The 24,170-nt window shown below is 64.7% G+C and carries 25 protein-coding genes; 6 read left to right on the forward strand and 19 right to left on the reverse strand.

All coding sequences use genetic code 11. The annotated features are described in order from the left end of the window. Nucleotides 1-24: 24 nt before the first annotated feature. The 10 genes from ACQUSY_RS03240 to ACQUSY_RS03285 form a co-directional block, all read right to left on the reverse strand. A complete protein-coding gene (locus ACQUSY_RS03240; RefSeq protein ID WP_428903076.1) occupies nucleotides 25-153 on the reverse strand; it encodes a hypothetical protein in 129 nt (42 codons plus the stop codon). Further along, nucleotides 150-356, reverse strand: a complete 207-nt coding sequence (locus tag ACQUSY_RS03245) for a DUF2510 domain-containing protein (RefSeq protein WP_428903077.1) — start codon at nucleotides 354-356, stop codon at nucleotides 150-152. The genes ACQUSY_RS03240 and ACQUSY_RS03245 overlap by 4 nt, the downstream gene beginning before the upstream one ends. After that, the gene (locus ACQUSY_RS03250) at nucleotides 353-1,066 is read right to left on the reverse strand and encodes a hypothetical protein (RefSeq protein ID WP_428903078.1); all 714 of its coding nucleotides are present in this window, start codon (nucleotides 1,064-1,066) and stop codon (nucleotides 353-355) included. Before ACQUSY_RS03250 ends, ACQUSY_RS03245 begins: the two co-directional genes overlap by 4 nt. A gap of 216 nt (nucleotides 1,067-1,282) precedes the next feature. Continuing rightward, nucleotides 1,283-1,636, reverse strand: coding sequence for a monovalent cation/H(+) antiporter subunit G (gene mnhG / locus ACQUSY_RS03255; RefSeq protein ID WP_428903079.1), 354 nt, complete (start codon nucleotides 1,634-1,636; stop codon nucleotides 1,283-1,285). Continuing rightward, nucleotides 1,633-1,902 (reverse strand): MrpF/PhaF family protein, encoded by a 270-nt coding sequence (locus ACQUSY_RS03260; protein ID WP_428903080.1) that lies wholly within the window; start codon nucleotides 1,900-1,902, stop codon nucleotides 1,633-1,635. Before ACQUSY_RS03260 ends, mnhG begins: the two co-directional genes overlap by 4 nt. Continuing rightward, complete coding sequence (locus tag ACQUSY_RS03265; RefSeq protein ID WP_428903081.1) at nucleotides 1,899-2,498, reverse strand: Na+/H+ antiporter subunit E; 600 nt, start codon at nucleotides 2,496-2,498, stop codon at nucleotides 1,899-1,901. The genes ACQUSY_RS03260 and ACQUSY_RS03265 overlap by 4 nt, the downstream gene beginning before the upstream one ends. Then, nucleotides 2,491-4,041, reverse strand: a complete 1,551-nt coding sequence (locus ACQUSY_RS03270; RefSeq protein ID WP_428903111.1) for a Na+/H+ antiporter subunit D — start codon at nucleotides 4,039-4,041, stop codon at nucleotides 2,491-2,493. Before ACQUSY_RS03270 ends, ACQUSY_RS03265 begins: the two co-directional genes overlap by 8 nt. A 5-nt stretch (nucleotides 4,042-4,046) precedes the next feature. Continuing rightward, nucleotides 4,047-4,586 carry a Na(+)/H(+) antiporter subunit C gene (locus ACQUSY_RS03275; RefSeq protein ID WP_428903082.1) on the reverse strand — a complete coding sequence of 180 codons (540 nt, stop codon included), beginning with the start codon at nucleotides 4,584-4,586 and terminating at the stop codon, nucleotides 4,047-4,049. Next, entirely contained in the window at nucleotides 4,583-7,516 is a 2,934-nt protein-coding gene (locus tag ACQUSY_RS03280) for a Na+/H+ antiporter subunit A (RefSeq protein WP_428903083.1), read from the reverse strand. Before ACQUSY_RS03280 ends, ACQUSY_RS03275 begins: the two co-directional genes overlap by 4 nt. A 52-nt stretch (nucleotides 7,517-7,568) precedes the next feature. Then, the gene (locus ACQUSY_RS03285; RefSeq protein ID WP_428903084.1) at nucleotides 7,569-8,609 is read right to left on the reverse strand and encodes a LacI family DNA-binding transcriptional regulator; all 1,041 of its coding nucleotides are present in this window, start codon (nucleotides 8,607-8,609) and stop codon (nucleotides 7,569-7,571) included. Nucleotides 8,610-8,667: 58 nt separating this feature from the next. Between ACQUSY_RS03285 and ACQUSY_RS03290 the strand changes: the two genes are divergently transcribed. Then, on the forward strand, nucleotides 8,668-9,936 hold the full coding sequence (locus tag ACQUSY_RS03290) for an MFS transporter (protein ID WP_428903085.1): 1,269 nt from the start codon (nucleotides 8,668-8,670) through the stop codon (nucleotides 9,934-9,936). A gap of 39 nt (nucleotides 9,937-9,975) precedes the next feature. Here ACQUSY_RS03290 and ACQUSY_RS03295 read toward each other — a convergent pair whose 3' ends face one another. Both ACQUSY_RS03295 and ACQUSY_RS03300 read right to left on the reverse strand, forming a co-directional pair. Beyond that, the gene (locus tag ACQUSY_RS03295) at nucleotides 9,976-10,644 is read right to left on the reverse strand and encodes a response regulator (protein ID WP_428903112.1); all 669 of its coding nucleotides are present in this window, start codon (nucleotides 10,642-10,644) and stop codon (nucleotides 9,976-9,978) included. A gap of 77 nt (nucleotides 10,645-10,721) precedes the next feature. Beyond that, the gene (locus tag ACQUSY_RS03300; RefSeq protein WP_428903086.1) at nucleotides 10,722-11,918 is read right to left on the reverse strand and encodes a sensor histidine kinase; all 1,197 of its coding nucleotides are present in this window, start codon (nucleotides 11,916-11,918) and stop codon (nucleotides 10,722-10,724) included. Nucleotides 11,919-12,036: 118 nt separating this feature from the next. Between ACQUSY_RS03300 and ACQUSY_RS03305 the strand changes: the two genes are divergently transcribed. The 4 genes from ACQUSY_RS03305 (at nucleotide 12,037) to ACQUSY_RS03320 (ending at nucleotide 15,630) form a co-directional block, all read left to right on the forward strand. Further along, nucleotides 12,037-12,906, forward strand: a complete 870-nt coding sequence (locus ACQUSY_RS03305; protein ID WP_428903087.1) for a GAP family protein — start codon at nucleotides 12,037-12,039, stop codon at nucleotides 12,904-12,906. 26 nt (nucleotides 12,907-12,932) lie between these two features. Then, entirely contained in the window at nucleotides 12,933-13,628 is a 696-nt protein-coding gene (nucS, locus tag ACQUSY_RS03310) for an endonuclease NucS (RefSeq protein ID WP_428903088.1), read from the forward strand. A gap of 92 nt (nucleotides 13,629-13,720) precedes the next feature. Beyond that, nucleotides 13,721-14,392, forward strand: coding sequence for an HAD hydrolase-like protein (locus tag ACQUSY_RS03315; protein WP_428903089.1), 672 nt, complete (start codon nucleotides 13,721-13,723; stop codon nucleotides 14,390-14,392). A 2-nt stretch (nucleotides 14,393-14,394) separates the two neighbouring features. Then, a complete protein-coding gene (locus ACQUSY_RS03320) occupies nucleotides 14,395-15,630 on the forward strand; it encodes a hypothetical protein (protein WP_428903090.1) in 1,236 nt (411 codons plus the stop codon). A 65-nt stretch (nucleotides 15,631-15,695) separates the two neighbouring features. On the opposite strand, the gene ACQUSY_RS03325 is transcribed toward ACQUSY_RS03320, so the two are convergent. From ACQUSY_RS03325 to ACQUSY_RS03355, 7 genes are all read right to left on the reverse strand, one after another. Further along, nucleotides 15,696-15,905, reverse strand: coding sequence for a cold-shock protein (locus tag ACQUSY_RS03325; RefSeq protein WP_147826681.1), 210 nt, complete (start codon nucleotides 15,903-15,905; stop codon nucleotides 15,696-15,698). A gap of 165 nt (nucleotides 15,906-16,070) precedes the next feature. Further along, the gene (locus ACQUSY_RS03330; RefSeq protein ID WP_428903091.1) at nucleotides 16,071-16,691 is read right to left on the reverse strand and encodes a hypothetical protein; all 621 of its coding nucleotides are present in this window, start codon (nucleotides 16,689-16,691) and stop codon (nucleotides 16,071-16,073) included. Then, nucleotides 16,691-17,506, reverse strand: coding sequence for a prolipoprotein diacylglyceryl transferase (locus ACQUSY_RS03335; RefSeq protein ID WP_428903092.1), 816 nt, complete (start codon nucleotides 17,504-17,506; stop codon nucleotides 16,691-16,693). The genes ACQUSY_RS03330 and ACQUSY_RS03335 overlap by 1 nt, the downstream gene beginning before the upstream one ends. A gap of 1 nt (nucleotide 17,507) precedes the next feature. Continuing rightward, nucleotides 17,508-17,822: a hypothetical protein gene (locus tag ACQUSY_RS03340; protein ID WP_428903093.1), complete on the reverse strand. Its 315-nt coding sequence runs from the start codon at nucleotides 17,820-17,822 to the stop codon at nucleotides 17,508-17,510. Beyond that, nucleotides 17,815-19,539: a radical SAM protein gene (locus ACQUSY_RS03345; RefSeq protein ID WP_428903094.1), complete on the reverse strand. Its 1,725-nt coding sequence runs from the start codon at nucleotides 19,537-19,539 to the stop codon at nucleotides 17,815-17,817. Before ACQUSY_RS03345 ends, ACQUSY_RS03340 begins: the two co-directional genes overlap by 8 nt. A gap of 63 nt (nucleotides 19,540-19,602) precedes the next feature. Further along, nucleotides 19,603-20,424, reverse strand: a complete 822-nt coding sequence (locus ACQUSY_RS03350; protein WP_428903095.1) for a cytochrome c biogenesis CcdA family protein — start codon at nucleotides 20,422-20,424, stop codon at nucleotides 19,603-19,605. Between the two features lie 2 nt (nucleotides 20,425-20,426). After that, nucleotides 20,427-21,302 (reverse strand): DsbA family protein, encoded by an 876-nt coding sequence (locus ACQUSY_RS03355; RefSeq protein WP_428903096.1) that lies wholly within the window; start codon nucleotides 21,300-21,302, stop codon nucleotides 20,427-20,429. Nucleotides 21,303-21,475: 173 nt separating this feature from the next. On the opposite strand from ACQUSY_RS03355, the gene ACQUSY_RS03360 reads away from it, so the two are divergent. Then, nucleotides 21,476-24,145 carry a hypothetical protein gene (locus ACQUSY_RS03360; protein WP_428903097.1) on the forward strand — a complete coding sequence of 890 codons (2,670 nt, stop codon included), beginning with the start codon at nucleotides 21,476-21,478 and terminating at the stop codon, nucleotides 24,143-24,145. Nucleotides 24,146-24,170 lie beyond the last annotated feature (25 nt).

Genomic DNA, 24,170 nt, shown 5'->3' on the forward strand with positions numbered 1-24,170 from the left:
GATCGGGCGCCCTTCGCTTCAGTTCTATGCCAGCGGCTGGCCCGTGGGCGGCAGCATCGGCCGAATGAACGGCCGCATCGCCCGGTGTTCGGCAACGCGATAGCCGATGCCAACGGCAAGTGCGATAACGGCGAAGGCAATCAGCGCGGTCATCGGGCCGAGTTGGCCAGCCAGTGCGCATGCGACAGCTCCGCCGGCGCAGAGGGCGACGATCGCCAGCGAGACCCACAGAATACGGCGGTGAAGCGATAGCGCGGTGTGCCATCGACCAGCGTCACTTCACGAAAACTGTGCCCGTCCCACCACCGCACATCGGTGGTTCCGGGCGCCGCATACCAGCCGGGAGCGATAGTCATGTCGAGTACCCCGGCGGCATCGTTGGCATTGTGTAGACCTTCACGAGGTGTGCCGAATACAGGCCGAGCGCGACGCCCATGACCACAAAAACGCCCAATAGAATGCCACCCGTGAGTGCCATCGCCGACACGTCTTCGCGAGCGCCGACGACGAGGAGTCCCAGCCCGAGGAGTGACAGAATGGCAAACGCCGAAATGACAAGCCACATCGACGTCACCATGCGGGCGCGCTGCCCGGCGACAGGAATCGGGTGCTGCCGCAGGTTGATGTATTCACTCCAACGAGCGCCCGTCCACCACCGCGGCATCTTCGCCGACGGCGCCGAATACCAGCCTGCGGGAATGGGGCCCGGCTCGGTGTGACCGGGCCACGGCATCGTGCTCGGGTCAGCATATGGCCCCATGGCCGGCGCCGGAAGCTTTTCAACCTGCTGGCCGAGGACAGCACTGATGAAACTGAAAATGCCAAAGAGGAAGAAGAGAACGGCGAAAGCGACATCGAAGCTGTTGCGGCTGGGATTGGCGAGGCGGGTCAACCCCAGCACCACCATGACGGCACCCATCACATACGACATGGAGGGTTGCTGCGACTTCGCTTTTTCATACGTCACGACGCCGTTGCGGAGCAGAATGGTGCGGAATTTCGCGCCGTCCCACCAGCGCACGTCACTGGTTCCGTTGACCCCATACCAACCGGGTGCGATGTGCATTGTTTTGTCCCCTTAAAACTAAACAGCCATCCCACCCTACGCTGTGGTGCTCAGCCGCTCGCAACCGGCGGCCCGGGACCCGTAACGGGGCATGACGTCGACGAGCGTGACGGCGCGGAATCGTGAGCCGTCCCTCCACCGCACATCCGTGGTTCCGGCAACCTCATACCAACCCGGCGCGGGAGTCATTGACAGTCCGTTCTCGCGTGAGCGACGCTACTCCGACGCGGTTTCCTTGGCGTTCTTGAGCTCGTCGACGAGGAGTGATTCTTCGTCGATGGTTCCGTTGCGGTACGCCTGGCGACCCACCATGTGCGCCGACAGCGGCGCGGTCGCGAACTGCACGACAACGATGGCGGCGAGCATCGCGGTCGCCGGAATCGAGCGGGCCGACAGCGCGATCGCAATGCAGATCAACAATAATCCAAGCACCTGGGGCTTGGTCGCCGCGTGCAGACGCGTCGGCACATCACGGAAGCGCAGCAGGCCCACGGCCGCCGACAGGCACAGCAGGGCGCCGATCAGAATCAAGATCAGCACGGCAAGGTCAATCATCTGGTCACCGGTCATGAGGTTTGGTTATCCCTCCGTGCGACATAGCGGGCAACAGAAATCGAGCCGAACACACCCACGGCCGCGATGATCAGCAGCACCGGCAACGATCGGGTGTGGTCGTTAATCGCCATTTCGGCACCCAGCACGCACAGCACCTCGGTGAGCAGCACGTCGCTCGCGACGGCGCGGTCAAGAATCGACGGGCCGCGCACGATGCGGTAAATCGTCAAAATCGCCGCGGCACCAAAGACGATGATGATAACAAGCAGGAGGGGGGTCATGCGTTCTCCTTGCTGCTGGCTTGCTTGCTGCTGGTGTCTCTGGCGGCGGCTTCACGTTGCTTCAGGGCCTGCATCTGCTCCCGCGAGCCGACGGCGCGCACGATACGGTCTTCCCATCGCAGCACGACCGCGCGCTGAGCCTCAACATCGTCAAGGTTTTTCACCCCGATGATGTGCAGGTAAAGAATGCGGTTCTTGCGGTCGGTTTGCGCGACCAGTGAGCCGGGAATGAGTGACGCCGTGACGCCGACGTGGGTCATGATGAGGTCGTCATCGGTGTCGAGCGGAACCGCAATGATGGCGGTGCCCGGGTGCTTGCCGCTCCACACATGCCACGCGACCTGGAGCGAGCCCATCACGACGGCACCGACGAACGACACGACGAAGACGAGGCCGTACCAGAGGTTGATGCGACCGGAGAGATCGGCCGGCGGCAGACGGAAGACGCGCGTCGTGACGATGGCGACGATGGTTCCGGTGATGAGGGACAGCAGCGTGAACTGGCCCCATAGCAGCATCCACAACAGAATCAGCCAGACAAAGAACGGCAGCTGGGTCCACATTTGTCGGGCGGCGGTGCGCCGAGTTTCAATCATCGGTCACCTCCAACTGCTCGAGTGAAATCGGCGTGAGCAGCGCATCGCCGATGCGCATACAGACGTCGTACAGCGGCCCAGCGAAGACGGTCAGTGCGACCGTCACGGCGACCATGCCGGTCGTTGCCGCCGTCATGATGCGCGGGATCACGCGCTGCTCCGACGCCGCGTCGGCTGCCGGCGCGTTGCCGAGGTAGCTAATACGCATGTCGGTTTCGACGGAATCTTCTTCTTCGCGCCAGAAGGCGAGGTTCCAGGCGCGCATCAGCGCGTACAGCGTCAGCAAGCTCGTCACGATGCCACCGACGATGAGCACCATCATGAGCGGCGTGCCCACCTCAGCGGCCGCACCAAACAGCGCGAACTTGCCGATGAACCCGGAGAACGGCGGCAGGCCACCCAGGTTGATCGCGGGAATGAAGTACAGCACGGCGATGAGCGGCGCCGCCTTCATGAGTCCGCGCACGCGCAGGATGGAGGTGGAACCAGCTTTTCGCTCGATGAGGCCGACGGCGAGGAAGAGGGTCGTCTGCACAATAATGTGGTGCACCGTGTAGTAAACGGTGGCGCCGATGGCCGCCGGTGTCGCGATCGCGAGGCCAAACACCATGTAACCAATGTGGCTCACCAGCGTGAACGACAGAATACGTTTCAACTCGGCTTGGGCGACGGCGCCGAGAATACCCACCACCATCGTGGCGAGCGCGACGATCAACAACAACGTATTGATGTTGGACGAGTTGAAGAGTTGCGTCTCGGTACGAATGAGCGCGTACACACCGACCTTCGTCAGCAACCCGGCAAACACCGCCGTGACGGGCGCAGGCGCCGTCGGGTAGGAGTCCGGCAGCCAGAAGCTCACCGGGAAGACGGCGGCCTTAATGCCGAAGGCAATCACGAGCATGAGGTGCAGCACGAGCTGCGTGCTCTCGGGCAGCTCACCCATGCGCTCGGCGATCTGCGCCATGTTGACGGTGCCGAGTGCGCCGTAAATCATCGCGATTGCGGCGAGGAACAGAATCGACGACACGAGCGACACAACGATGTAGACCACGCCGCTGCGAATGCGCGATTCGGTCGAGCCGAGCGTGATCAGCACAAACGAAGCGACCAGCAGAATCTCGAACCCGACGTACAGGTTAAACAGGTCGCCCGCGATAAACGCGTTAAAGATTCCGGCGCCCAGAATGAGGTACGACGGGAAGAAGATCGAGACCGGGGTCTCACCGTCACCGTCAGCGGCGCCCTGGCCGACCGAGAACAACAACACGGCGAGCAGCACGAGGGCGGAGACCGCGACGAGGAGTGCCGCGAGCCGGTCGACGTACAACACGATGCCGAACGGAATCGGCCACCCGCCCACCGACACCGCGATCGGCGTGCCGCCGTCGACCGCGAACAGGAGCACAGCGGCGATCACGAACACGACCGTGAGCGTCACGATCGAGGTGATGATCTGCACGCGACGCATACGACCGAAGATCAGCGCGACGGCGGCTCCCAAAAGGGGGAGCGTCACGATCAGCGGAACCAGGATGCTCATGTCCATCAACGCTCCCCTCCGTTCGGGGTTGGATGGTCGGGCGTATCAACGGGCGCGTCATCGTCGATGCCGGCGAAGTCGCGGGCGTGCAACACCGTGATGGGTGAAGTGTCGGTACCCACGAAGTCAGTGGCGAGATCGTTGTTATCGTCGCCGAACTCTTCGTCGTCCATGACGTCGTCTTCTTCAGCGCCACGCTCACGAACAGCAATGTCGGTCTCGTCGTCTTCCACCGTGTCGGCCTCGCCCAATTGCCACGAGCGGTAAATAAGGGCGAGCAAGAAGGCGCTGACGGCAAACGTGATGACGATAGCCGTCAGGGTGAGGGCCTGCGGTAGCGGGTCACTCATTTCACTGGCGTCACCAGAGCCGAAGAATGGCGCGATGCCAGGAGCTCCCATCACGATGAGCAGGAGCAGGTTCGTGGCGTTGCCGAGCAACAGGAAGCCAATGAGCACGCGGGTCAGAGAGCGCTCCATCATGGCGTAAACGCCCGCCGCAAACAGCACGCCCATGATCACGATGAGGGTGGTTGAAGCGTTCATGCGCGCTCCAATCGCTGGCGACGTTCTTGTGTTTGACGGTCAACCTCGGCGCCGAGGCTGCGCAGCACGTCAAGCACGAGGCCAATGACGACGAGGTAGACGCCAATGTCGAAAATGGTGGAGGTCACGAACTCGATGTGGCCGATGAACGCAATCTCCGCCTCCCAGAACGTGCTCTCCAGCGGCGCCATGCCAAAGAACATTGGCACGATCGCGGTCAGCACGGCGATCGTCATACCGGCCCCCAGCAGCATGCCGGCGTCGGTCGGTGCGGCGGCGCCCAGTTCGTGGCGGCCGCCGGCGATGTATCGCATCACGAGCGCCATTCCGGCAACGAGGCCCCCGGCGAAGCCGCCGCCGGGTAGGTTGTGGCCCGCAAACAGCAGGTAGATCGACACCACGATGATGGTGTGGAACAGCACGCGAACGATCACTTCGAGCATGATCGATCGCGTCTCCTCCTTCATCATCTGCCCGCCCACGAGCCATGCGCGCGGGTTTGAACGGTTGTCGACGGTTTGTGCCGCGACGCCGTCACCGGTTTCGACCAGCGGGCGGCGGCGACCGCGGCGGCTCGCAGCCTTCGGAACCGCGCGGGTCTGCGACAGCAGGTCAGTGCGGTCAGTGACAAAAACGAGCGAGGCGACACCGGTTGCGGCAAGAATGAGCACGCTGAGTTCGCCCATCGTGTCCCAACCACGCAGGTCAACGAGCGCGACGTTCACGACGTTCTTGCCGTGACCAAAGTCATACGCGAGCGGCGGGAACTCGTTCGAAATCGGGTCGGCAACGCGAGCGCCGGTCGCGACCACCGCAACCGCGGCCATCGTGAGCCCGACCGCACCAGCCAGCATGCCACGGGCGATGGGGGCAACGGAACGGTTGTGGTGCCCCATGCGCGCGGGGATGCGTCGGAGGACGAGGGCGAACGCCACGAGCGTCACCGTCTCGACAAGAATCTGCGTGAGGGCAAGGTCAGGAGCGCCGCTCGTCGCGAACAGCACAACCATGCCCACGCCCGTCACCGAGACCAGCACCACACCGGTGTACCGCTTCGTCGCGCGAATGGCGAGCACCCCGGCGAGGATCATGATGGGCGCCACCACGATCTGCACCGGGGTGTGCCAGGCCGCGAGATCAATGCGCCATTCAGGCGAGGAGAGCAGTGCTGTCGTCTCGGCTCCGACGAACACGATGAAGATGATCGCGACGTAAATCGGGAGGGAACCGCGCTGCGTGAGCGAGGTCGTCACGACCGAGAGGCGGTCAATTCCGCGCATCACACCGTTGTACACGTCGAGAGCGGTGAAGCGCAGCACACGGTCGGTACCGGTCGCGGTGCGGGTGACCCAAAACACGGCGCCACCCAGAATGAGGGCGGCCGCCGACACAAAGAGGGCCGGTTCGAACCCGTGCCAGAGGGCGAGGTGCGCGGCGTGCGGGTCGGCAGTGGAACCAGCGCTCACGAGCGGCGCGGTTGTCGCGTAGAGCTGGAAGGCTGGGTCAAGCCACCCGGCCGCGACTCCGGCGAGCAACGACAGCGATGCCAGAATGACGGGTGCTGACAAGAATCCCATCGGCGGATCCGGCCATTCAGTGCGCTCTTGCGTGGTTCCGTCTGCCGTCTTCTTCGTCGCAAACGCGCCCCACAAGAAGCGGCAGCCGTACGCCATCGTCAGAACCGAGCCCAGCGCGACACCGATGAAGCCAGCCCAGCCCCAAGCCGAGCCGCCCTGCGCTTCGGTGAGGAAGCCGGTGAGCGCGCCCTCTTTCGCGACGAAGCCAATCGTGGGCGGCAAGCCCACCATCGTGGCCACGGCGATCGTGGCGAACACCGCCATGACCGGCGCCTGGCGGCCAACCCCGCTGAGCTCGGTGATGTTACGCGTGGAGAGCTGGCGGTCAATCACACCGACAATGAGGAACAGCGCCGACTTGAAGAGCGCGTGACCGAGCAGCAGGCCGAGGCCGGCGAGGAGGGTCGCCTGGGTTCCCATCGCGAGCACGGTCGTCAGCAGGCCGAGCTGGCTCACTGTGCCGAACGCGAGGATGCGCTTGAGGTCGGTTTCGCGAATCGCCTGAAAGCCGCCCAGTAGCATCGTGAAAACGCCGAGCGAAATGATGATCGGCCGCCATACCGGGTCATCGGCAAATGTCGGCGCGAAACGCGCGAACAGGTAGATGCCGGCCTTCACCATGGCGGCGGCGTGCAAATACGCACTGACCGGGGTGGGCGCGGCCATCGCACCGGGCAGCCAGAAGTGAAACGGGAAAATGGCCGACTTCGACAGGCCACCGATGATGATGAGCACGAGCGCAGCACTCACAACCGGCCCCGTCGGAGCCAGCGCCAAAATCGTACTCAGCGACGAGGTTCCGGTCTCCACCACAAGCAAAACGGCACCGACAAACAGCAGCAGACCGCCGAGGGTCGTGACCAACAGGGCCTGGAGTGCGGCACGACGGCTGACGGCACGGTTGTGATAGTGGCCGATCAGCAGGTAGCTGAGGATGCTGGTGAGCTCCCAGAACATCACGAGCATGATGATGTCGTCGGTCAGTACGAGCCCGTACATCGCCCCGCTAAACGCGAGCAGCACCGCCGCGAACTGCGGCAGGTCGGTGGATTTTCCTGCAAAATACCAGGCGCAGTACATCAGCACGAGCGCGCCAACGCCGGTGACGATGAAGGCCATCAGGAGGCCCAAGAAGTCCATGCGCATGGAGATGTTGATGCCGAGCTCAGGTATCCACGCGTAGGTTTCGAAGACCGTTTCGCCGCTCAGAATCTGCGGCGTGACGCTTGCGGCGTGCACAAAACCGGCGGCCGGGAGAAGGGCTGCGGCGATGAAGGCGCGGGCGCCCCAGACGCGCGCTAGCCACACGATCACCAGAGGAGCAATCGCGAAAATCGCGAGGATTGTGAGCATGTTTAGGTCTTCGCTCGTCGTGCCGATAATCGGACTGGCGGGCAGGGCCTCTTTAGTTTACCGATGAATGAGCCGGTGGCGCGGTCGTATTGCCCGGGCGGAGCGTGCACGTAAACCGAACGGACGGCGCTTTCTCGCCCTTAAGGAGCCGCGCGATGGCGTCACCGACGGCACGTCCCTTTTCATATGCCGGTTGGTGCATCGTGGTCAGTTGGTACGGCGCGAGACCATCGACCGCAACACCGTCGAAACCGGTGACGGACAGGTCTTTTGGCACGCTGAGCCCCCGCTCGGTGGCGGCACGAATGACCCCGGCCGCGAGCAGGTCGCTCTGCGCCAAAATCGCCGTCGGCTGGCACTGATCGAGAATGGCGTTGGCAGCCTCAATACCGAAATCGACGGACGATCCGCGGGCAGAAAAAACATTCGGATTCTCGAAAACTTCACGCACGCCGGCCAGGCGCTCCCTCGTGACGTCGATAACCGGCGTCGACGCTGGCGACACAAACCCTGGTTCCGTCGTTGGCCCCCACCGCAGCGATACGACTGCCACGTTGCGATGACCGAGCCCGGCGACATGGTGCGCGAGCTGCGACTGTGCCTCAGTGTTGTCGAGTGAAATCACGGGCACGCCCCACGCGGGGTCGCCTTCGACAGCAACCACCGGGATGTCGCGAGCGATGAGGTTTTGCACGAGCTCGGGGTTTTCGCTGTGGGTTCCGAAGAGCACGGCGGCGTCGAGCGGAACCTCGGTGGCGGCGGGCGTTCTGCCATCGTCGCGGAGGAGCAAGATGCCGGCGCCGAGCGGGGCGACAGACGTCGCGATGCCATCCATCGTGGCGATCGCGATCGGGTCAAGAAACGCAGTGCGGAGGGACGAGCTCATCACGACTCCGACGATGCCGGAGCGCCCGGTGCGCAGTGAGGCGGCTCGGGGGTCGGGGCCGCGGTAGCCGAGTTCGGCGGCGGCAGCGCGCACGCGAGCGGCGGTTTCGTCGGAAACCTTGATCTTGCCGCTGAAGACGACCGACGCCGTCGACGCGCTCACGCCCGCGGCTCGTGCCACGTCAGCGATTGTCACTTTGGCTGCCATCTCGCCTCCTTCTCATCGAGAGTATCGCGTATCGAATCGATTCGGTACACTTGTGCGCGTGGAAAAAGTAACGACAAAAGGCCAGCTACTGCGATGGAAGTTCGCCATTTTCGCGATCTTCTTCGCGAGCGGCCTCAGCGTTGCTACCTGGGCTGCGCGCGTACCTGCCATCAAGATTGCGCTCGGCATCGACAACCTGCAGGTGGGCCTGCTGTTGCTCGGCGCTGGCATTGGTTCTCTCGTTGGCCTGAGCAGTGCGGCTTTTCTGATCGCGAAGCTCGGCGCCCGCCGCGCGATGCCGATCTCCATCGTGACCTTCGCGCTCGGCCTTATCGTTATCGGCGTTGGCACCGACATGGCGCACTCGTACCCCGTTGTGCTGGCCGGACTCTTTCTCTTCGGCATCGGCAATGGTTCCGTCGACATCATGATGAATGTCGAAGGCGCCGGCATTGAAAACCACACCGGTAAGACGTTGTTGCCGATGTTTCACGGCCTCTTCAGCCTCGGTACCGTCGCCGGCGCTTCGTTCGGTGCCCTCGCGATTCGTCTCGATTACACGGTCGCCGCGCACGCGACGATCACGGCTGGGCTCATTGCGCTCGTCGCCATTGTGGCCTTCACGAACGTGCCACGGTCGGCGGCGGAGTTCGCCGAAACGTCGACATCACGCACTCGTTCGACATGGCGGGAGCGCCTCGCCCCGATGATCGACGCGTGGAAAGATCCGCGCACGTATGGCATCGGTCTCGTGATGCTGGGCATGTCGTTTGCCGAGGGTGGCGCAAACGACTGGCTGGCTCTGGCGATGGTGGAAGACCACGGAACCACGGAGGCGCTGGGTGCACTGGGCCTCGCGACCTTCTCGGTCAGCATGACGGTCGTGCGCCTGTTTGGTGGACCGCTCGTTGACCGCTTTGGTCGCGTCGCTATTCTGCGGGCGCTCGCTGTTTCGGCGACGGCCGGCATGATCCTCTTTATCTGGGCACCATCGATCGAACTCATCTTTGTCGCCGCAGTGCTGTGGGGTGCGGGCGTCTCGCTGGGCTTCCCGCTCGGAATGTCGGCTGCGGCCGATGACCCCACCCGGGCCGCTGCTCGCGTGAGCGCGGTCGCGACGATCGGTTACGTGGCTTTCCTCTGCGGGCCGCCGCTCCTCGGCCTCATCAGCGAAAACATCGGCCTGCTGAACACGCTGTACATCCTCGTGGCGCTCGCGATCATCTCGGGCTTCGCATCGGCCTCGGCGCGCGAGTCGAAGCCTGTCACTAGCTCACACACGGCGGTTAGCGAAACGAAACCCGCCGCAGACGAACCGACGGCCTAGGTCGACACCGCTGGCGAGACGACCTCGATGGCGGGCCCGTCATCGGTTTGGCGTCGCTGTTGCCGCGCCGTCGGAACCACGGGCAAGTGCCACGGCGTGCGAACGGCTACGGGCGCCCAGCTTTGCCAGCACGCTCGAAACGTGGGTCTTCACCGTCGGCAGTGAGACGCCCAGGTGCTCCGCAAGCTGACGATTCGAGAGGCCCCGCGAGATTCCATCGAGCACTTCATGCTCACGCGCGGTGAGCTCGGCGCGCCCGGCCGCGGGCGTTGAGACCGGATCCCGGGGCACGTTCTGAACCGCCGCGAGCGCGCGCCTCGTCACTTTGGCATCGAGCACGCCGTCACCCGCAGCGACGGCACGAACCGCCTGCACGAGCGTCGCCGCGTCGGCGGTCTTCAGGAGAAAGCCCGCGGCGCCCGCCCGAATCGCGCCAAATACAAGTTCGTCTTCATCAAAACTGGTCAGCACGAGGACGTCGCTGAGCCCGCGCTCGACGATCTCCTGGGTTGCCGAGACGCCGTCGCGTCCGGGCATACGCAGATCCATGAGCACGACGTCGGGGCGCAGAGCGACGGCATTGCGCACGGCAACGTCGCCATCGGCGGCCTCACCCACCACGACGATGCCGTGGGCTTCGAGCATGATCCGCAGCCCCGACCGAATCGCCCCGTGATCGTCTGCCAACAGCACTGTTGGTTCCGTCATCGCGCCCTCACTTTCGGCACGCAATCGCATGGTTTCGTCGTCGTTCACCGATTTCTGCGTGCGGTCGTGTGGTTCCGTCATGCCGCCACCGCCCTCGGCAACACGGCTTCGACGGCCCAGCCCTGGGCGACCGGGCCCGCCGTGAAGTCGCCGCCCATCATGTCGACGCGCTCGCGCAGCATGCTCAGCCCCCATCCGCTGCCGGTGTAGCCGTGCACGGTCACCGCGTTGCCGCCCTGCGACAGTACCCGCACCCGCACATTGTCGTTGTGGTCATCAAGTGTCACCGAGACGGCGGCCCCGCTCGCGTGCCGCACGCAGTTCGCGAGCGCTTCGCGCACGACGCGCACAACGGCCTGTTCCAGCGGTGCCGGCAGCGGGGCGATCTCGGTGGCTGACACCTCGACCTCGAGTCCGGCCCGGCGGGCGTCGTCGACGAGGCCGGCTAAGTCGGCGAGGCTCGGCGTGGGAAGCACGTCGCCATCACCCCGGCGGAGCACTGAAATCATGGTGCGCAGCGCGGCGTGGGCATCGATTCCGGCATCGCGAACGGCCTGGAGTGCAGCGCGATCGGTCGTTGTCTCGGGCTGCGTCGAGAGCGCGGCTTCAGCTCGAATCGCCATCGCGAGTACGTGCCCGGCGACCACGTCGTGGAGTTCTTTCGCCATCACTTCACGCTCTTGGCGCACGGCTTCTGCGCGGTCGCGTTCAGCTTCGGCGGTGGCGTCGTCGGCTCGTTGCCTGTGGAGCTCGGCAAGCTCGTTGGCATGGGCCATCGCGACCGCCCACCAGTAGTCCGTCGCGAAGATGACACCAAATTGAATACCCAGCAACACCGCCATCGAGATGTCGGTCTTACCGAGCGCAATCGCACCCGCAGCGATCAGGACCGCGGTCAGCAGGATGCCCCACAGCAAGCGGCGGCGGCCCTGCGGCGACGCGTGAAATGCTGCGAACCACAGCACGTCGAGCAGCACGAGCAGTGGACCGATGCCACCGATCGTGAGCAGGTCAACGACGAAGAGCAGAGCCGCCCCGGCGAGCGAAAGCCACGGCGCGCGATGCTTCGTCAGCATGAACACGGCCGCCGGAACCACCGTGATGAGCGGCGCCCACGCCGGAAGTTCCCCCGACAACACCGAGTACGTCTGCCAGCTGCGGCCAAAGCCCAGCAGCGCAAGAACGGCGCTCAGCGCCACAACACCGAGCGCGTCGATGATGAGCCGATGCCGCTGATACGTGGCAATCGCCCAGTGGGGCCGCTCCTGCGTCATGCGCCCATAAAACCATGTCGAGGCGTCGAGGCACATCCGTCCAAAGGATGAGGAGGCCCCGAGCAAGACCGATCTTTCGCCCGATCCGCATGCGCGGGAGCCAGTCGAGTCTGGTGGCATGGACATTTTCGGCGGACTCCCCCTCCCCCTGGGCCTCGGCGCGTTGGCACTCATCGACAGCCTCAGCATCGGAACCCTTCTTATTCCGCTGTTTTTGTTGCTGAAACCGGGGCGCGTTCGGGTCGGCCGCATCCTGCTCTACCTTGCGACGATCGCCGGCTTCTACCTCCTCGTCGGACTCATGTTCTTGTGGGGCTTCGTGAACCTGGCCAGCGTTGCCACCGAATTCTTGTCGTCACCCGCCGGCGCGACGGTACGACTCGTCGTTGGTGCCGCGCTGTTGCTCGCATCGTTTCTGATTCCGTCGGGCAAGACGCGCTCGGGTACTGCGGAACCATCTGCGCATGTTGCTAGCGCTGCGAGCGTGCCAGCCGGTTCCGCTTCTCAGTCGCGTGGTTCCACGCCCCTGCACCCGCCCGCTCGCGTCCCCACGGAACACGTTGTCGTCGCCCCGCGGCCCGGCCGGCTCGCACGGTGGCGCGAACGGTTGCTTGACCCGCGCACGCGTGGCACCGCCGTGATGCTCGTCGCGATCGCTGCCGGGCTCGTCGAAGTGGCAACGATGCTGCCGTATATCGTCGCGATGTCGGCGCTGGCCGATGCCGGCGTGAGTGCGCCAACGCGCGTGATCGCGCTCGTTGCCTATTGCCTCGTCATGATCGTGCCCGCGGTGTTGCTCCTGGTCGCGCGGGTCGTCGCGGCCCCCCTCGTCACGAAGCCACTCGCCCGTCTCGCCGCGTGGATGGAACGCACCGGCTCCGAAACGACCGCGTGGATCGTCGGCATCATCGGTTTTCTCATTCTGCGTTCGGCGGCCGTCGATTTGCGGCTGTTCGACATGCTCGGCGAGCTCACCAATCGCCTGTAGCGGCTGGCACGAAGTAAGCTCTTCGGGTGCGTCTTGTTATTGCCCGCTGCAGCGTTGATTACACCGGCCGTTTGAATGCGCACCTTCCGGAGGCTACGCGCCTCCTGGTGCACAAGGGCGATGGATCCCTTCTGGTGCACTCCGATGGCGGCTCGTACAAGCCGCTCAACTGGATGAGCCCGCCGTGTTCGCTCGCCGTCGAAGAACTCGACGAAGACGACCAGTCGCAGGGCGTTGTCGAACGTTGGCGCGTCGTGCACAAGAAGTCAGGTGATGCACTGACCGTGCGCATCTACGAAATGATTCACGACTCCAACCACGACCTCGGCATTGACCCGGGTCTGCAGAAAGACGGCGTTGAGGCCGACCTGCAGCGCTTGCTCGCCGAGCAGGTTGAACTCGTCGAAGAGGGGGCAAGCCTGGTTCGCCGTGAATACATGACGGCGATCGGCCCCGTTGACCACATGGTTCGTGCGGCCGACGGAACCCACATCGCTGTCGAGGTTAAGCGCCGCGCTGGCATCGACGCGGTCGAGCAGATCACGCGTTATCTCGAGCTTCTCAACCGCGACCCGGTGCTCGCACCCGTTCGTGGCGTGCTGGCCGCGCAGGCTTTCGCCCCGCAGGCCCGCACCCTCGCAACTGACCGCGGCATAACGTGCCTCACGCTCGACTACGACGCCATGAAGGGCGTCGACTCCGGAGCCCCGACGCTGTTCTAAGGACCCCGAACGTCACGGTTCCGACATCGTCGTACCGTATCTCTGAGACACAGACCGGCTCACTCCGGCGCAACGCCCGATAGGGTGGCAGGGTGACTGGAGCATCGCAGTGGTCCTGCATTTTGTGGGACATGGACGGAACCATCATCGACGCGTCCGAAGGCATTTTGCAGCGCCTGAAGGTGACGTTCGATCAACTCGGCAAGCCCGCACCCACGCGGGATGACCTGATCGACTGGATTGGCCCGCCGATGCTCGAGTCTTTCCAAAACAACGCCGATCTCACGCCCCAAGAAGCACGCACCGCGGTTGATTTCTACCGCTCGCTGCACAACTTGAACGACATGAGTGCGGGCACTCGGGTCTATGACGGTGTCGTCGATCTGCTCGGCGAGGTGGCAGCGGCCGGCGTGCCGCAGGCGATCGCCAGCTCCAAGCCGGAGAGCCAAGTGGTTCCGCTCGCCCACGCCTTCGACATCAGCGGCGACTTCGTCGCGATGGTCGGCGCGACCGACGACGGATTGCAGCGTGCGACCAAGGCTGACGTCGTGCGCGAAGCGCTGAAGCGTCTCGAAGACGCCGGCGCTGACATTTCGCGGCCCGTGCTCATCGGCGACCGTCACCACGACGTCGAGGGTGGCGCCGCCGCCGGCGTACCCGTGATCCACGTGACGTGGGGCTTCAGCCACCCGCACGAGGGTGATGGCTCCATCGCCACGGCGACGACGGCAACCGAACTCCGAAACCTCCTGCTGACGGTCTAACGATGGAGTGGCTGCCGTGGGTTGTGGTCTTCGGAACCACGGGTGTGCTGTGCCTGGTGGTGGGGCTTGCAATTCGTGGGTTTCGTCGCACACCGCGAGCGCGCGCACGCCGTGAAGTGACGTGGACGCACACGGGGCAGGCACTGTTGCGCCTCGACACCGCGATCGAGGAGAGCGACATTGAGCTCGGCCTCTCGGGTGCACTGTACGGCGGCACGGCACCGCGAACCCTGGCCGCCGCCCGAGCCTATGCCGCGAACGCGCGCGATGATGCCTTTGTGCGATACCAGCAGGCACTTGATCGTAAAGAGACGCACCCCGGCGCCGTGCGCGAAGCCCGGCACGTCGGCGATCTTGCGAACCGCGCGCTGCTGAAGCTCGAGAACGCACAACTGGAACACCAAAAGTGGCTGACAGCGAACGCTGACGCCCCAGCTCAGGTGGCTGCGGCCCGTGAGCGTCTCACCGAGATTGTCGCTGGCTTGGGCGACCCCACGGCGCTCGAACGCGACCTCGCGGAACAGTTTGACGACGCGGAGTGGGCGCCGGTGAAGGACGCGAACGACGCCCTCGAGAAGGCGCTGACCGAGGCCGACCGCGCCATCGCGCGTGCCGAAGAGAACGTCGACAAGCCCGCCAAGTCGGTCATGGCCAACCTTGCCGCGGGCGAGAAGTACTTGCGCGCTGCGGAGTCGGCGTCTCTTGCCGCCGATCAGGCCCACCGTGGCGTAATCGACGCGAGCATCGCGGTGGCCAGCGAGCTCTCGAGCATGCGTGCCGACATTGCGAAGGGTGTCGCGCTACAAAAGACGGTGCCTGCCGACGCCGCCGAGCGCGTGGGCGAAGAACTCGATCGGGCGCTGGCATCTGTCGAGAAGATTGAACCGCGCGCTGACCGCGAACCGACCGCCGTGATCACAGAGATTTCCCGCATTCGTGACCGGCTCGACCTCGCTCTGGGCAACGCCCGCACCGCGCGCGATCGCATCGAGGGCGCGCGCAATGCGTTGCCGGCGACGATGTCTACCGCACGTCGCACGATCGCTCACGCCGAAGCCGTCGTGATGCAGGGTTCGAGCGCCGACGCGCGCGTGCGATTGACTGAAGCGAATGACGCCCTCGCGGCGTCACGCAGCGCCGAAGATGCCGTCGCCGCGCTCGACGCCGTGCGCCGAGCCATCCGTCACGCCGAAGACGCCGAGGCCCTCGCGAACTACGCCCGCGGCCGCCGCGCCTAGGCGGTGAGTGCGGCTACGGCGAAGGCCCCCACGCCGGAGGCGTGAGGGCCGAATTCGTCATCGAATTAGAGAACCGTGATGTTCTCTGCCTGCAGACCCTTGGGGCCCTGGGCGACGTCGAAAGCGACGCGCTGGTTGTCTTCCAGCGTGCGGTAGCCCGACGTCTGGATCGCCGAGTAGTGTGCGAAGACGTCAGCGCCGCCCTCGTCCGGTGAGATGAAGCCGAAGCCCTTCTCGGAGTTGAACCACTTGACGGTTCCGGTGGTGCTGCTCATTCTTTGCCGTTCTTTCGGGCTCGCCACTCGACAAGCCTGTGTTGGGATTGTGTGACCAACTTAGTGGTTTCGCGCGCTCGTGAAAATGAATTATGACGAAGGTGACGTAATCGTTGCCTTGCGTTTATTTCACAGAAACACGCGGTCACACGCGACATCGCGCCACTAATACGAGCTCAAGGCTCCGACGCACACGCCGAACCAGATCAACGGAAGCGCTCCGAGGACGATAAATAGCCCCTGCCCAATCTTGCGCGTCTGAAAGGGAATCACGAGGATCGTGGCCACGATCGGCACGATCGCAAACGCGAGCGTGACCCCCACAAACCACGCGTCAGCCCGGGCCCCCCACCCACTACTCAGTGCGACAACCAGCACACACAACAGAACGACGACAAAGCCTCCGAGGATGCCCCACCCCATTCCGGGGCGATTGTCTTCGACCTCCGGCGGCATCATTCCTGGCTGGTAGCCGCCGGAACCATAGGGGTAGCTTCCCGGTGCGGGCGGGCCATACGGCGAGCTGCCGTTCGCCCCGGGGTACGCGCCGGGCGGGAGGGGTGCGCCGTATCCGGGGCCGGGCGGAACCGGTGGTCCGGAGACAGGGCCGCCGGGGTTTCCGGGGTGCACCGGCGCATACGGCGTACCCAGCGTCTCCCCCACACTCGGCGGCGCAACAATCGGCGCATCGTTCGCCGAACCATCAGCCGCAGCCAATGGTTCCGTCGACTCCGCTCCCTCCTCCGGGAGGTCGCCAGGCTTCGGTTCGTCATTCGGCGGCGTCATCACACGGATCCTTTCAGGGCGGGTGGAGCAACGAGGGCGGCGCGCGGAACCAGGAGGCGGCCCCGGCGGGCGAGCCAGATGAGGCGTGCGGCAAAGAGCGGAATCGTCACGATCAAGAACATTTGCGGGCGGGTGAGGCCGAGGAAGGCGACCTCATTGGCACGCACGAACTCGACAAAGAAGCGGAACACCGCGTAGGCGCCGATGTAGACGGTCAGCATCTCCCCCGGCGCGAGGCGGGAGCGACGAAGCCAAAACCACATCACGACGAACGCGACGATATGAAACGCGATTTCGTAGACGAACGAGGGGTGCAGGCCAACGCCCGCGACCGAGTGGGTGTACTCCGCCTGTTCGGGCGTGAGCACGATGCCCCAACCGCCGCGGGTCGGTGCACCCGGGTTTTCAGTGAGCAGGCACCCGATGCGGCCGAGAATCAGCGCGGCGCAGACGGCAGGCGCGAAGTAGTCACCGGTGCGTTCGCGGTATCCGACGATCTTTTTCGCGATGTGCACGCCGAGCCATGCGCCGACGAGACCGCTGAGAATCGATGCGTTGCCGCGGATCATGTGTTCGGTGAACGGCAGGTTTTGCGAGAAGTCGAGGTGCTGCACCCAGGTTCCGAGGCGCGCCATGATGCTGCCACCGGCGAGCGCACCGATCACGAGCCAGGGCATGCGCGGGTCTTTCACTTGGCGGCGGCGCAGTTCCCACCAGTAGATGACCCCCGCGGCAATGAGCCCCAGCATGACGAACGCCGAGTGCGTGTCAATAGGCGGGCCGAAGCCGAGCAGGGTGTCGATCGTGGGAAACATGTCAGCTGAACCACCCTCCCACGATGTTCACGACGCCCCACACCCAGAACGGAATCGCTGCGGCAGCCACCACCGCGAGCACCACCAAATACGTCAGCACGAGGCGGGTGTCACCGAGTTTGCACCGTGAACGCAATAGCCCTGCCGCGCGCGCCCGGCGGTAGCCACCAATCGCGACCAGGGCGAACACCAGCACCGCGATCGGCCCGGTGAGCGCCGCGATCGCGGCAATCGTCGCGAAAACGCACAGCTTGAGCGGGTCGAACGGCAGCCCGACCGACTCGTCATATTGGCGAACGTGCGGCGTCTCAGTCATGCGCACCCACCGGCTCACCGATGTCGGTCACAGCATCGGTACCGCGCGCCTGCGCGCCAACGCGCTTCGCCGCCACACGCCCGGCATCCGCGCGACCACCCGAAGCGCCAGAATCCCGCACACTAATCACCGGCCCCAACCCCACCGGAGCCGCGTTGCGTGCCGTCGCGGTCGAAATGCGCTGGCGCGACAGCGGCGCCCACGCCTGCACTGCGCAGAACGGCGCGCACTGGTGCGCAGCGGTGTCGTCGTTGACCGTCGCGACGTGCACACAGCACTGCGTGAGACGCTCTTCGATCATCGTGTTGATGTCCATAAACGGCTTCACCGTAATGCGCAGAATGCGCTCGCCGAGCATCTTGCGCAACCGCTTGTGTTGCCCGGGCATCACGGTCGTTGCCAACGCCGTCAAGGTTCCGATGCCGATGTCGCAATTGACGCAAATGTCGCGCCAAATCGATGACATCGACGGGTGCGACAGGCTCGACTGCTCACTAAACAGGTCAAGCAGCGAGTTCTTCACCGCCTCTTTCATCGACGCGTTGATCGAGCTGTCGGCGATGCGGTTGGCGATCATGTCGGGCTCAAGGTCGAGAAACTGCTTGAGCTTGTCGTGCCCGATGAGCGAGGTCAGCGAGCGCCACTCGGCCGAATCGTCCTTCAAGAAGTACCCGACCGAGCAGCAGTGCGGGTGCGAGCACGGCAACGCGGTGAGGTCGCGCCACGTGATCTCACCGTTGGTTTGCGGCTCAAGGCGCGTGAGCACACCGGTGTGGGTGAGGCGATCGTTGGGGTCGATGCCGGAGTTGCGACCGGAACCAAAAACCGGCTGGATCGTGACGCCACCCACATAGGGGGTCGCCTGCGCGACGCGAATGACCTCGCCGATTTCGCCGTCGTTAGCACCCTTGGCCGCGGTCATCGTGAGCGTCATGAAAACCCCGGCAGCGCTCAGTCGTTCGATCGCTCGCTCTTTAAACCGGCGAATGTCGGCACCGCGGTGAAACTTCGAAGCCTCAGCCGAGGTTCCGTCGTACTGCAGGTAAATCTCTACCCGCTCGCGGTGCTTCTTCAAGAAGGCGACGAACTCGTCGTCATTCGCGATGCGCAGGCCGTTCGAGTTGATGAGGATGCGCACGACGGGGCGGGCAACAAGCTGCTCAACGAGTTGCTCAAGCCAGGGGTACAGCGTGGGCTCACCGCCGGAGAGCATGAGCACGTCGATGCGGTTGTTTTCGCGAGCGAGCCGCGCGTCGACAGAGGCGAGAACTTCGGCGAGCGGCGCGACGGCTGACGCCGCCGGGCCCGACTCGGCAAAGCACGTCGGGCAGCGCAGGTTGCAGTGGTCGGTGAGGTCTTCGAGCAGGATGCAGGTGTGCTGCGTCTGCATTTCGGGGAGGCCATCAAGGTAGGCGCTTGGCACCGGCTTGAAATTGCCGCGCACGTCAGGAACGTGCACCTTGGTGGGGGCAGTCCACTCCTCGAGGTAGCTCAAAATCTCGGCGGATTCGTCGTACATCGTGCGGATCAAACCGTGCTTCTCGCACCCGCGTTCGAGGTAGACGGTGTCGCCCTCAACAGCCAGCCAGCCCGACAGTCGCGCCACGTCGCTGAGCGGCCGATCGGGCTCTTCTTCGTGGCAGATCGGACAAAACGCGTTCACGTAACGGTGAATGCGATAGTCACGAAGTGGCTGCCCCGGCGAAGTATTCGTCATACGCGCACGGTACCAGCGCGGCCGCGGCGGCGCGCGTCATGGCCGTCGGTTTGTGGATAGCTGTCAGCTCTTCTGCTTCGCGAGACGGCGCGTGCGCCACGTCAACAGCGCGGCCACGCCGCCCAGAATCACAACGGCCACGATGATCGCGACAATGTCAGAAACACCAGCGGTGGCGTTCATCGCGCTCTCTTCGATCGCGGCCTGGTCATCGGCGCCGAGAATGCTTGGCAGACCCGCGGTGCCCTGCGTCAGAATCAGCAGGATTCCCATGCCGATCATGAGCAGGCCGCCAATGATGTTGGTCCACGCGTTGCGCCACCTACCGATGACGAGTTCGCGCGGCTTGAGAATGTTGCGGATCGCGGGCACGCTCGTCCAGATCAGCGCGATGACGAGCAACGGCAGGGTCATGCCCGCCGCGAAGATTGCCATGATGAGTCCGCCGTACAGCGTGCTCGAGCTGAGCGCTGCGACCGTCAGTGTCGCTCCGAGCAGCGGCCCGGCACATACGCCAGCGATGCCATAGACGGTGCCGAGCAGGTAAACCGACAGCGTCGTGGTTCCCTCCCCCGCTGCCGACCGGCTCAAGAACGGCAGCGGAATGCCGATCAGCTGAATCAGACCAAAAATGATCACCAGAATCGATGCCCAAAATACGAACGCATTGCGGTGGGTATTGATGAAGACGCCGAGGGTGCCGGCGAGCACGCCGAGCGGAACCAGGGTGGTGATGAGTCCGAGATAGAAGACGCCGGTGCGCCCCGCGATGCGCGTCGGCGAACCGAACGCGTACGAGAAGAAGGCTGGCAGCAGGAGCACCGAGCACGGGCTCAGCAGCGTCAGCACGCCGCCGATAAATGCTCCCGCGAAGCCGAGTTCCATGCTTACTTGACGAGCTCGAGCTGCTCGGTGAACACCTTGTGGAACGTCTCAATGGGCTGTGCACCCGAGAAGTACGTGCCGCCGACGACGAAGAACGGAACCGCGGTGACGCCGAGCTGCTGAGCCTCGGTTGTCGAGTTCGCAACGGCCTGCGCGAGTGCGGGGTCGTCGAGATCCTTCGTGAACTGGGCGATGTCAGGCACACCGGCCTCTTCGGCGAACGCGATGAGCTTTTCGCGCGGCATATCGGGGTGGCCCGACTGCGGTGCAGCGGCGTACAGCGCTTCGAAGTACTCGGCGAACTTGCCCTGGTTGCCAGCAGCGCGAGCGGCGACGGCAGCGGCGGTCGACTCGTCACCGAAGAACGAAACGTCGCGCACTTCGTAGCGCACGAGGCCCTTGTCGACGTATTCCTCGAGCAGCACCGGCATGGTGTCGTTGGTGAACTTGGCGCAGAACGGGCAGCGGTAGTCGGTCCACTCGATCACGGTGAGCGGCGCGTCAACGTCACCGTAGGCCATCGGGTCGTTGGGGTCAGCCTTGGCGAGCTGGTCAGCGAGCACCGGGCGGTTCGGGTCAACTGTCTCTTCGGGCTGTGCGCCGTCGGTGGTTTCGGTCGGAGCCGGGTTCTTGCCAGCGTCGGGGTTCATGGCCGGGTTCTGCTGCGACAACGGCTGCGCGATCGCGACGACGAGGAGGAAGGCTGCGGCCGCACCCAGGATGATGTTGAGCGTGCGCGAACGACGCAACTTGCGCGTCAGCGTCTCGGTTTCGGTCGCCGTCTCCGTCGCGGTTTCTACGTCTGCGAGCGGCTCGGCACCCTCGGTCGGGGAGGGGTCGGTGGCACCGGCTGCGGCGGCAGCGTTCTCGTTCGTCACCTCTCAAGGCTATGCCCCCGCACCTGAGCAGATGCTCACATGGATTTTCGGGTGCTCACTTTTCGTGCCACCGATGCCAAATTGTGCTGTTCTGCGGCGGGCCCTAGCCACTACGGTCTAACAAAGGCGCCTCCCCGCATGGAGTATGTCGGGGCTCCGAAGGGGGAACGAGCATGACAACGCCAGAAACGGATGCGCCACCGCCCGAGCAGCCGCGCCCCGCTACTCCCGGTTCGGCCGGGCCGGTGCTCCCGCCGCCTCCCGTGCCACCCGCGTCGTCGCCCGCGTTTCCCACCGCGCCCGGTGGTTCCGGCTACCCGCACGCGTCCAACCCGTACCCGCAACAGCCGTACCCCCAACAGCAGCCACAGCCGCAGCCGCAGCACCAGCCCCAGGTTCCGTTCGCACAGCCCGGCATGCCGCCAGCGCCCGTTCCTCCCGGCTCCGCGCGCCCGATTGCGCCGAGCCCGGTGGCGCTGGAGCTCCAGAAGATCGGAACCTCGTGGCAGGTTCCGGCGCTGGCTGTCGGCATCGTGTTGGTCGTTGGGTTTGTGATGGGCGGCGCGCTGCTCGCAATGGCGAATGACATCACCCAGTTCATTGCGCGCGGCATTTCGGTTGTGCAGCAGCTGTTGCTGGCGTTCGGCATCGTGCTCGGCGGTGGCACGGTGTCTGAGGGTTCGGCGTCGTTCAGCGGCAGTGTGAGCGTCGCGAGTCTCGGAACCGTCGCCGCAGTCGGTGCCGCCGTCTATGCGGTGACGCGGCGCGTGATGCGGCGCGAGACAGGCCGGGCCGGGCCGATCGGCGCGCTCGTGGTGCGCTCGGTGATCGAGGGCGTGCCGGCCGCGCTCGTCGCGCTGTTCCTCGCAATTTTCGGACGTCTCGGCAACACCGTCCTGCTCATTTCGCCGCCACTCGTCGGCGTGCTCGTGACTGTTTGGCTGACGGTAGCCGCGGCAACCTTTATCGCGCGCATGCGGCTCCGCGGTGCGTCGCGGTGGGGGCGCGCAGCCGCGATCGTGCGCGAACCCCTCTGGTACTCGGCAATTCTGGTCGGCGTTCTGGCGGTCATTGCCCTGATCGTGCTGATCATTGGCAGCATCACCGAGGGTGAACCGGCCGCGTTCTTGTGGCTGCCATACGGCCTCAACCTCGCCGCGTATGCCGCAGCACTCGGACAGTTCGGTCAGGTCGCAAGCCCGTTCTCCGCCTCGGGCCCGCTGATGGCGTGGGATCTCATCGGCGGCTACTCCGCACTCCTCATCGCCATCACGATGCTGGTTTTGCTGTACCTCAGCGTCTTTATCGGTGCCCGCCGCGGTCGCGCGGCTACGTTCACGGCAGGCCGCGTGTGGCAACTCCCGGTCGGCATGTTCGTGCTGAGCATCGCCTTCACCTACACGCTCGGTGCGGTGACGCTGGGTGGGGCGATGAGCTCGATGCTCAACGTGCACGGCTCGACGAGCTCGTCCGGATTCAGTCTCACGGCATGGATCGGCCTCACCTTCTCGTCGTCACTCCTCATCGCGGCCTTCGCCCTCGTGGTGTCGCTGCTCGCCGAAGTCATGCCGCGCGTCATCTACACACTGAACCCCCGCTTCTTCAGCTTTCTGGTCGGCACGCGCACCGCGCAAAACTGGGTAAACGGCTACGCACCTGCGGGTGGCGGCTTCGCGGGCCGTGGCGGAACCATGGGTGGTGGCTTCGCTGGCGGAACCATGGGTGGTGGCTTCGCTAGCGGAACCACGGGTGCCGGAGTCGCGGCTTTCGGCGCACTCGGCCCGGCCGACGCTGCTCCAGCGCAGCCCGCCAGCACCCAGATGTACGCGCAGCCCGCACCCATGGTTCCGGCTCCCCCGCTTCCGCCGCGAGCGCCGATGTCTCGTCGCGCGAAGCGTGCACTCATCGGCACGGGGATTTCAATCGGCGTTGTCGGCGTTCTCATCGCGGGCGCCGCGGTCGCTCTCGCGGTGGTCAATGCGAGTCGCGGGCCGGAGGGCGTGGTCAAGGAGTATCTCGCCTTGCTCGCCAACGGTGATGCGGAGGCGGCGACGGCGATGGTTCCGATTCCTCCCGGAAACCACCCGCTGGCCACCAACGACGTGTTCAATGCGGAGGGTGTCGAGCACATCGTCGTGGGCGAGGTGACGAGTGAAGTGCACGACGATTCGGGTATCGTCACCGCCGAGATCATGCTCGGTGACGCGACCTACACCACGAACATTCAGGTGTCGACGGGTGAAGCGGAGTTTGGGCTCTTGAAGACGTGGGTCATTGACTCTCCGCTCGTGTCGCCGGTGGAGGTGTGGGCAGTGGGCTCGCCGAACGTCACGATCGCGGGTGAGGAGCACACTCTCGCCGCCCAGTTTGATGGGTTCACCGGGCGGTACGGGATGTACCCGGCGATCTACCCCGTCTCCCTCACAACCGACAGTGTCTATCTGGCTGGCGACGAAGACATGCTCGTCGTTCCGCCGGGGCTCGATGGCTACGTGAGCCTCAAAGCGTCGCTGGCAGACACCGTGAAGGACGAGATTCTCGCCCAAGTGCATGACTTTGTGACGGCGTGCACCGAGGTTCCGACGAACATGCACTACGACTGCCCCACCAAAGTGAAGAACACGAACCTCGCGTCGCTCGAGCTAACCGTGCAGGTGTCTGAACTCGCGTGGTTTGACGACGACGATTTCGGTTTCTCAACTGACGACGCGACGATCACGATCGTGCGTAATCCCACGACGGCGGTGCCGAATCCGCAGCCCGAGGAGATCGTGTTCGCGGTCAACGGCACGTTCACTATTAACGGCGATGACCTGGAGATCGACGTCAGTCACGCGTGGTGACTATCCTGGCGGCATACCGACATCG

The sequence above is a fragment of the Microbacterium daqui genome (genome assembly GCF_050408675.1).
In the GTDB taxonomy this organism is placed as follows: domain Bacteria; phylum Actinomycetota; class Actinomycetes; order Actinomycetales; family Microbacteriaceae; genus Microbacterium.

Excerpts from the sequence above, each read along its gene's own strand:
- ACQUSY_RS03275 (WP_428903082.1), bottom strand. The coding sequence starts at position 4,586 with ATGAACGCTTCAACCACCCTCATCGTGATCATGGGCGTGCTGTTTGCG.
- ACQUSY_RS03330 (WP_428903091.1), bottom strand. The coding sequence starts at position 16,691 with ATGACGCCGCCGAATGACGAACCGAAGCCTGGCGACCTCCCGGAGGAG.
- ACQUSY_RS03305 (WP_428903087.1), top strand. The coding sequence starts at position 12,037 with ATGGACATTTTCGGCGGACTCCCCCTCCCCCTGGGCCTCGGCGCGTTG.
- ACQUSY_RS03240 (WP_428903076.1), bottom strand. The coding sequence starts at position 153 with ATGACCGCGCTGATTGCCTTCGCCGTTATCGCACTTGCCGTTGGCATC.
- ACQUSY_RS03280 (WP_428903083.1), bottom strand. The coding sequence starts at position 7,516 with ATGCTCACAATCCTCGCGATTTTCGCGATTGCTCCTCTGGTGATCGTG.
- ACQUSY_RS03295 (WP_428903112.1), bottom strand. The coding sequence starts at position 10,644 with ATGACGGAACCAACAGTGCTGTTGGCAGACGATCACGGGGCGATTCGG.
- ACQUSY_RS03345 (WP_428903094.1), bottom strand. The coding sequence starts at position 19,539 with ATGACGAATACTTCGCCGGGGCAGCCACTTCGTGACTATCGCATTCAC.
- ACQUSY_RS03360 (WP_428903097.1), top strand. The coding sequence starts at position 21,476 with ATGACAACGCCAGAAACGGATGCGCCACCGCCCGAGCAGCCGCGCCCC.
- ACQUSY_RS03265 (WP_428903081.1), bottom strand. The coding sequence starts at position 2,498 with ATGATTGAAACTCGGCGCACCGCCGCCCGACAAATGTGGACCCAGCTG.
- ACQUSY_RS03260 (WP_428903080.1), bottom strand. The coding sequence starts at position 1,902 with ATGACCCCCCTCCTGCTTGTTATCATCATCGTCTTTGGTGCCGCGGCG.
- mnhG (WP_428903079.1), bottom strand. The coding sequence starts at position 1,636 with ATGACCGGTGACCAGATGATTGACCTTGCCGTGCTGATCTTGATTCTG.
- ACQUSY_RS03250 (WP_428903078.1), bottom strand. The coding sequence starts at position 1,066 with ATGCACATCGCACCCGGTTGGTATGGGGTCAACGGAACCAGTGACGTG.
- ACQUSY_RS03300 (WP_428903086.1), bottom strand. The coding sequence starts at position 11,918 with ATGACGCAGGAGCGGCCCCACTGGGCGATTGCCACGTATCAGCGGCAT.
- ACQUSY_RS03245 (WP_428903077.1), bottom strand. The coding sequence starts at position 356 with ATGACTATCGCTCCCGGCTGGTATGCGGCGCCCGGAACCACCGATGTG.
- ACQUSY_RS03320 (WP_428903090.1), top strand. The coding sequence starts at position 14,395 with ATGGAGTGGCTGCCGTGGGTTGTGGTCTTCGGAACCACGGGTGTGCTG.
- ACQUSY_RS03350 (WP_428903095.1), bottom strand. The coding sequence starts at position 20,424 with ATGGAACTCGGCTTCGCGGGAGCATTTATCGGCGGCGTGCTGACGCTG.
- ACQUSY_RS03270 (WP_428903111.1), bottom strand. The coding sequence starts at position 4,041 with ATGAGCATCCTGGTTCCGCTGATCGTGACGCTCCCCCTTTTGGGAGCC.
- ACQUSY_RS03335 (WP_428903092.1), bottom strand. The coding sequence starts at position 17,506 with ATGTTTCCCACGATCGACACCCTGCTCGGCTTCGGCCCGCCTATTGAC.
- ACQUSY_RS03325 (WP_147826681.1), bottom strand. The coding sequence starts at position 15,905 with ATGAGCAGCACCACCGGAACCGTCAAGTGGTTCAACTCCGAGAAGGGC.
- ACQUSY_RS03340 (WP_428903093.1), bottom strand. The coding sequence starts at position 17,822 with ATGACTGAGACGCCGCACGTTCGCCAATATGACGAGTCGGTCGGGCTG.
- ACQUSY_RS03285 (WP_428903084.1), bottom strand. The coding sequence starts at position 8,609 with ATGGCAGCCAAAGTGACAATCGCTGACGTGGCACGAGCCGCGGGCGTG.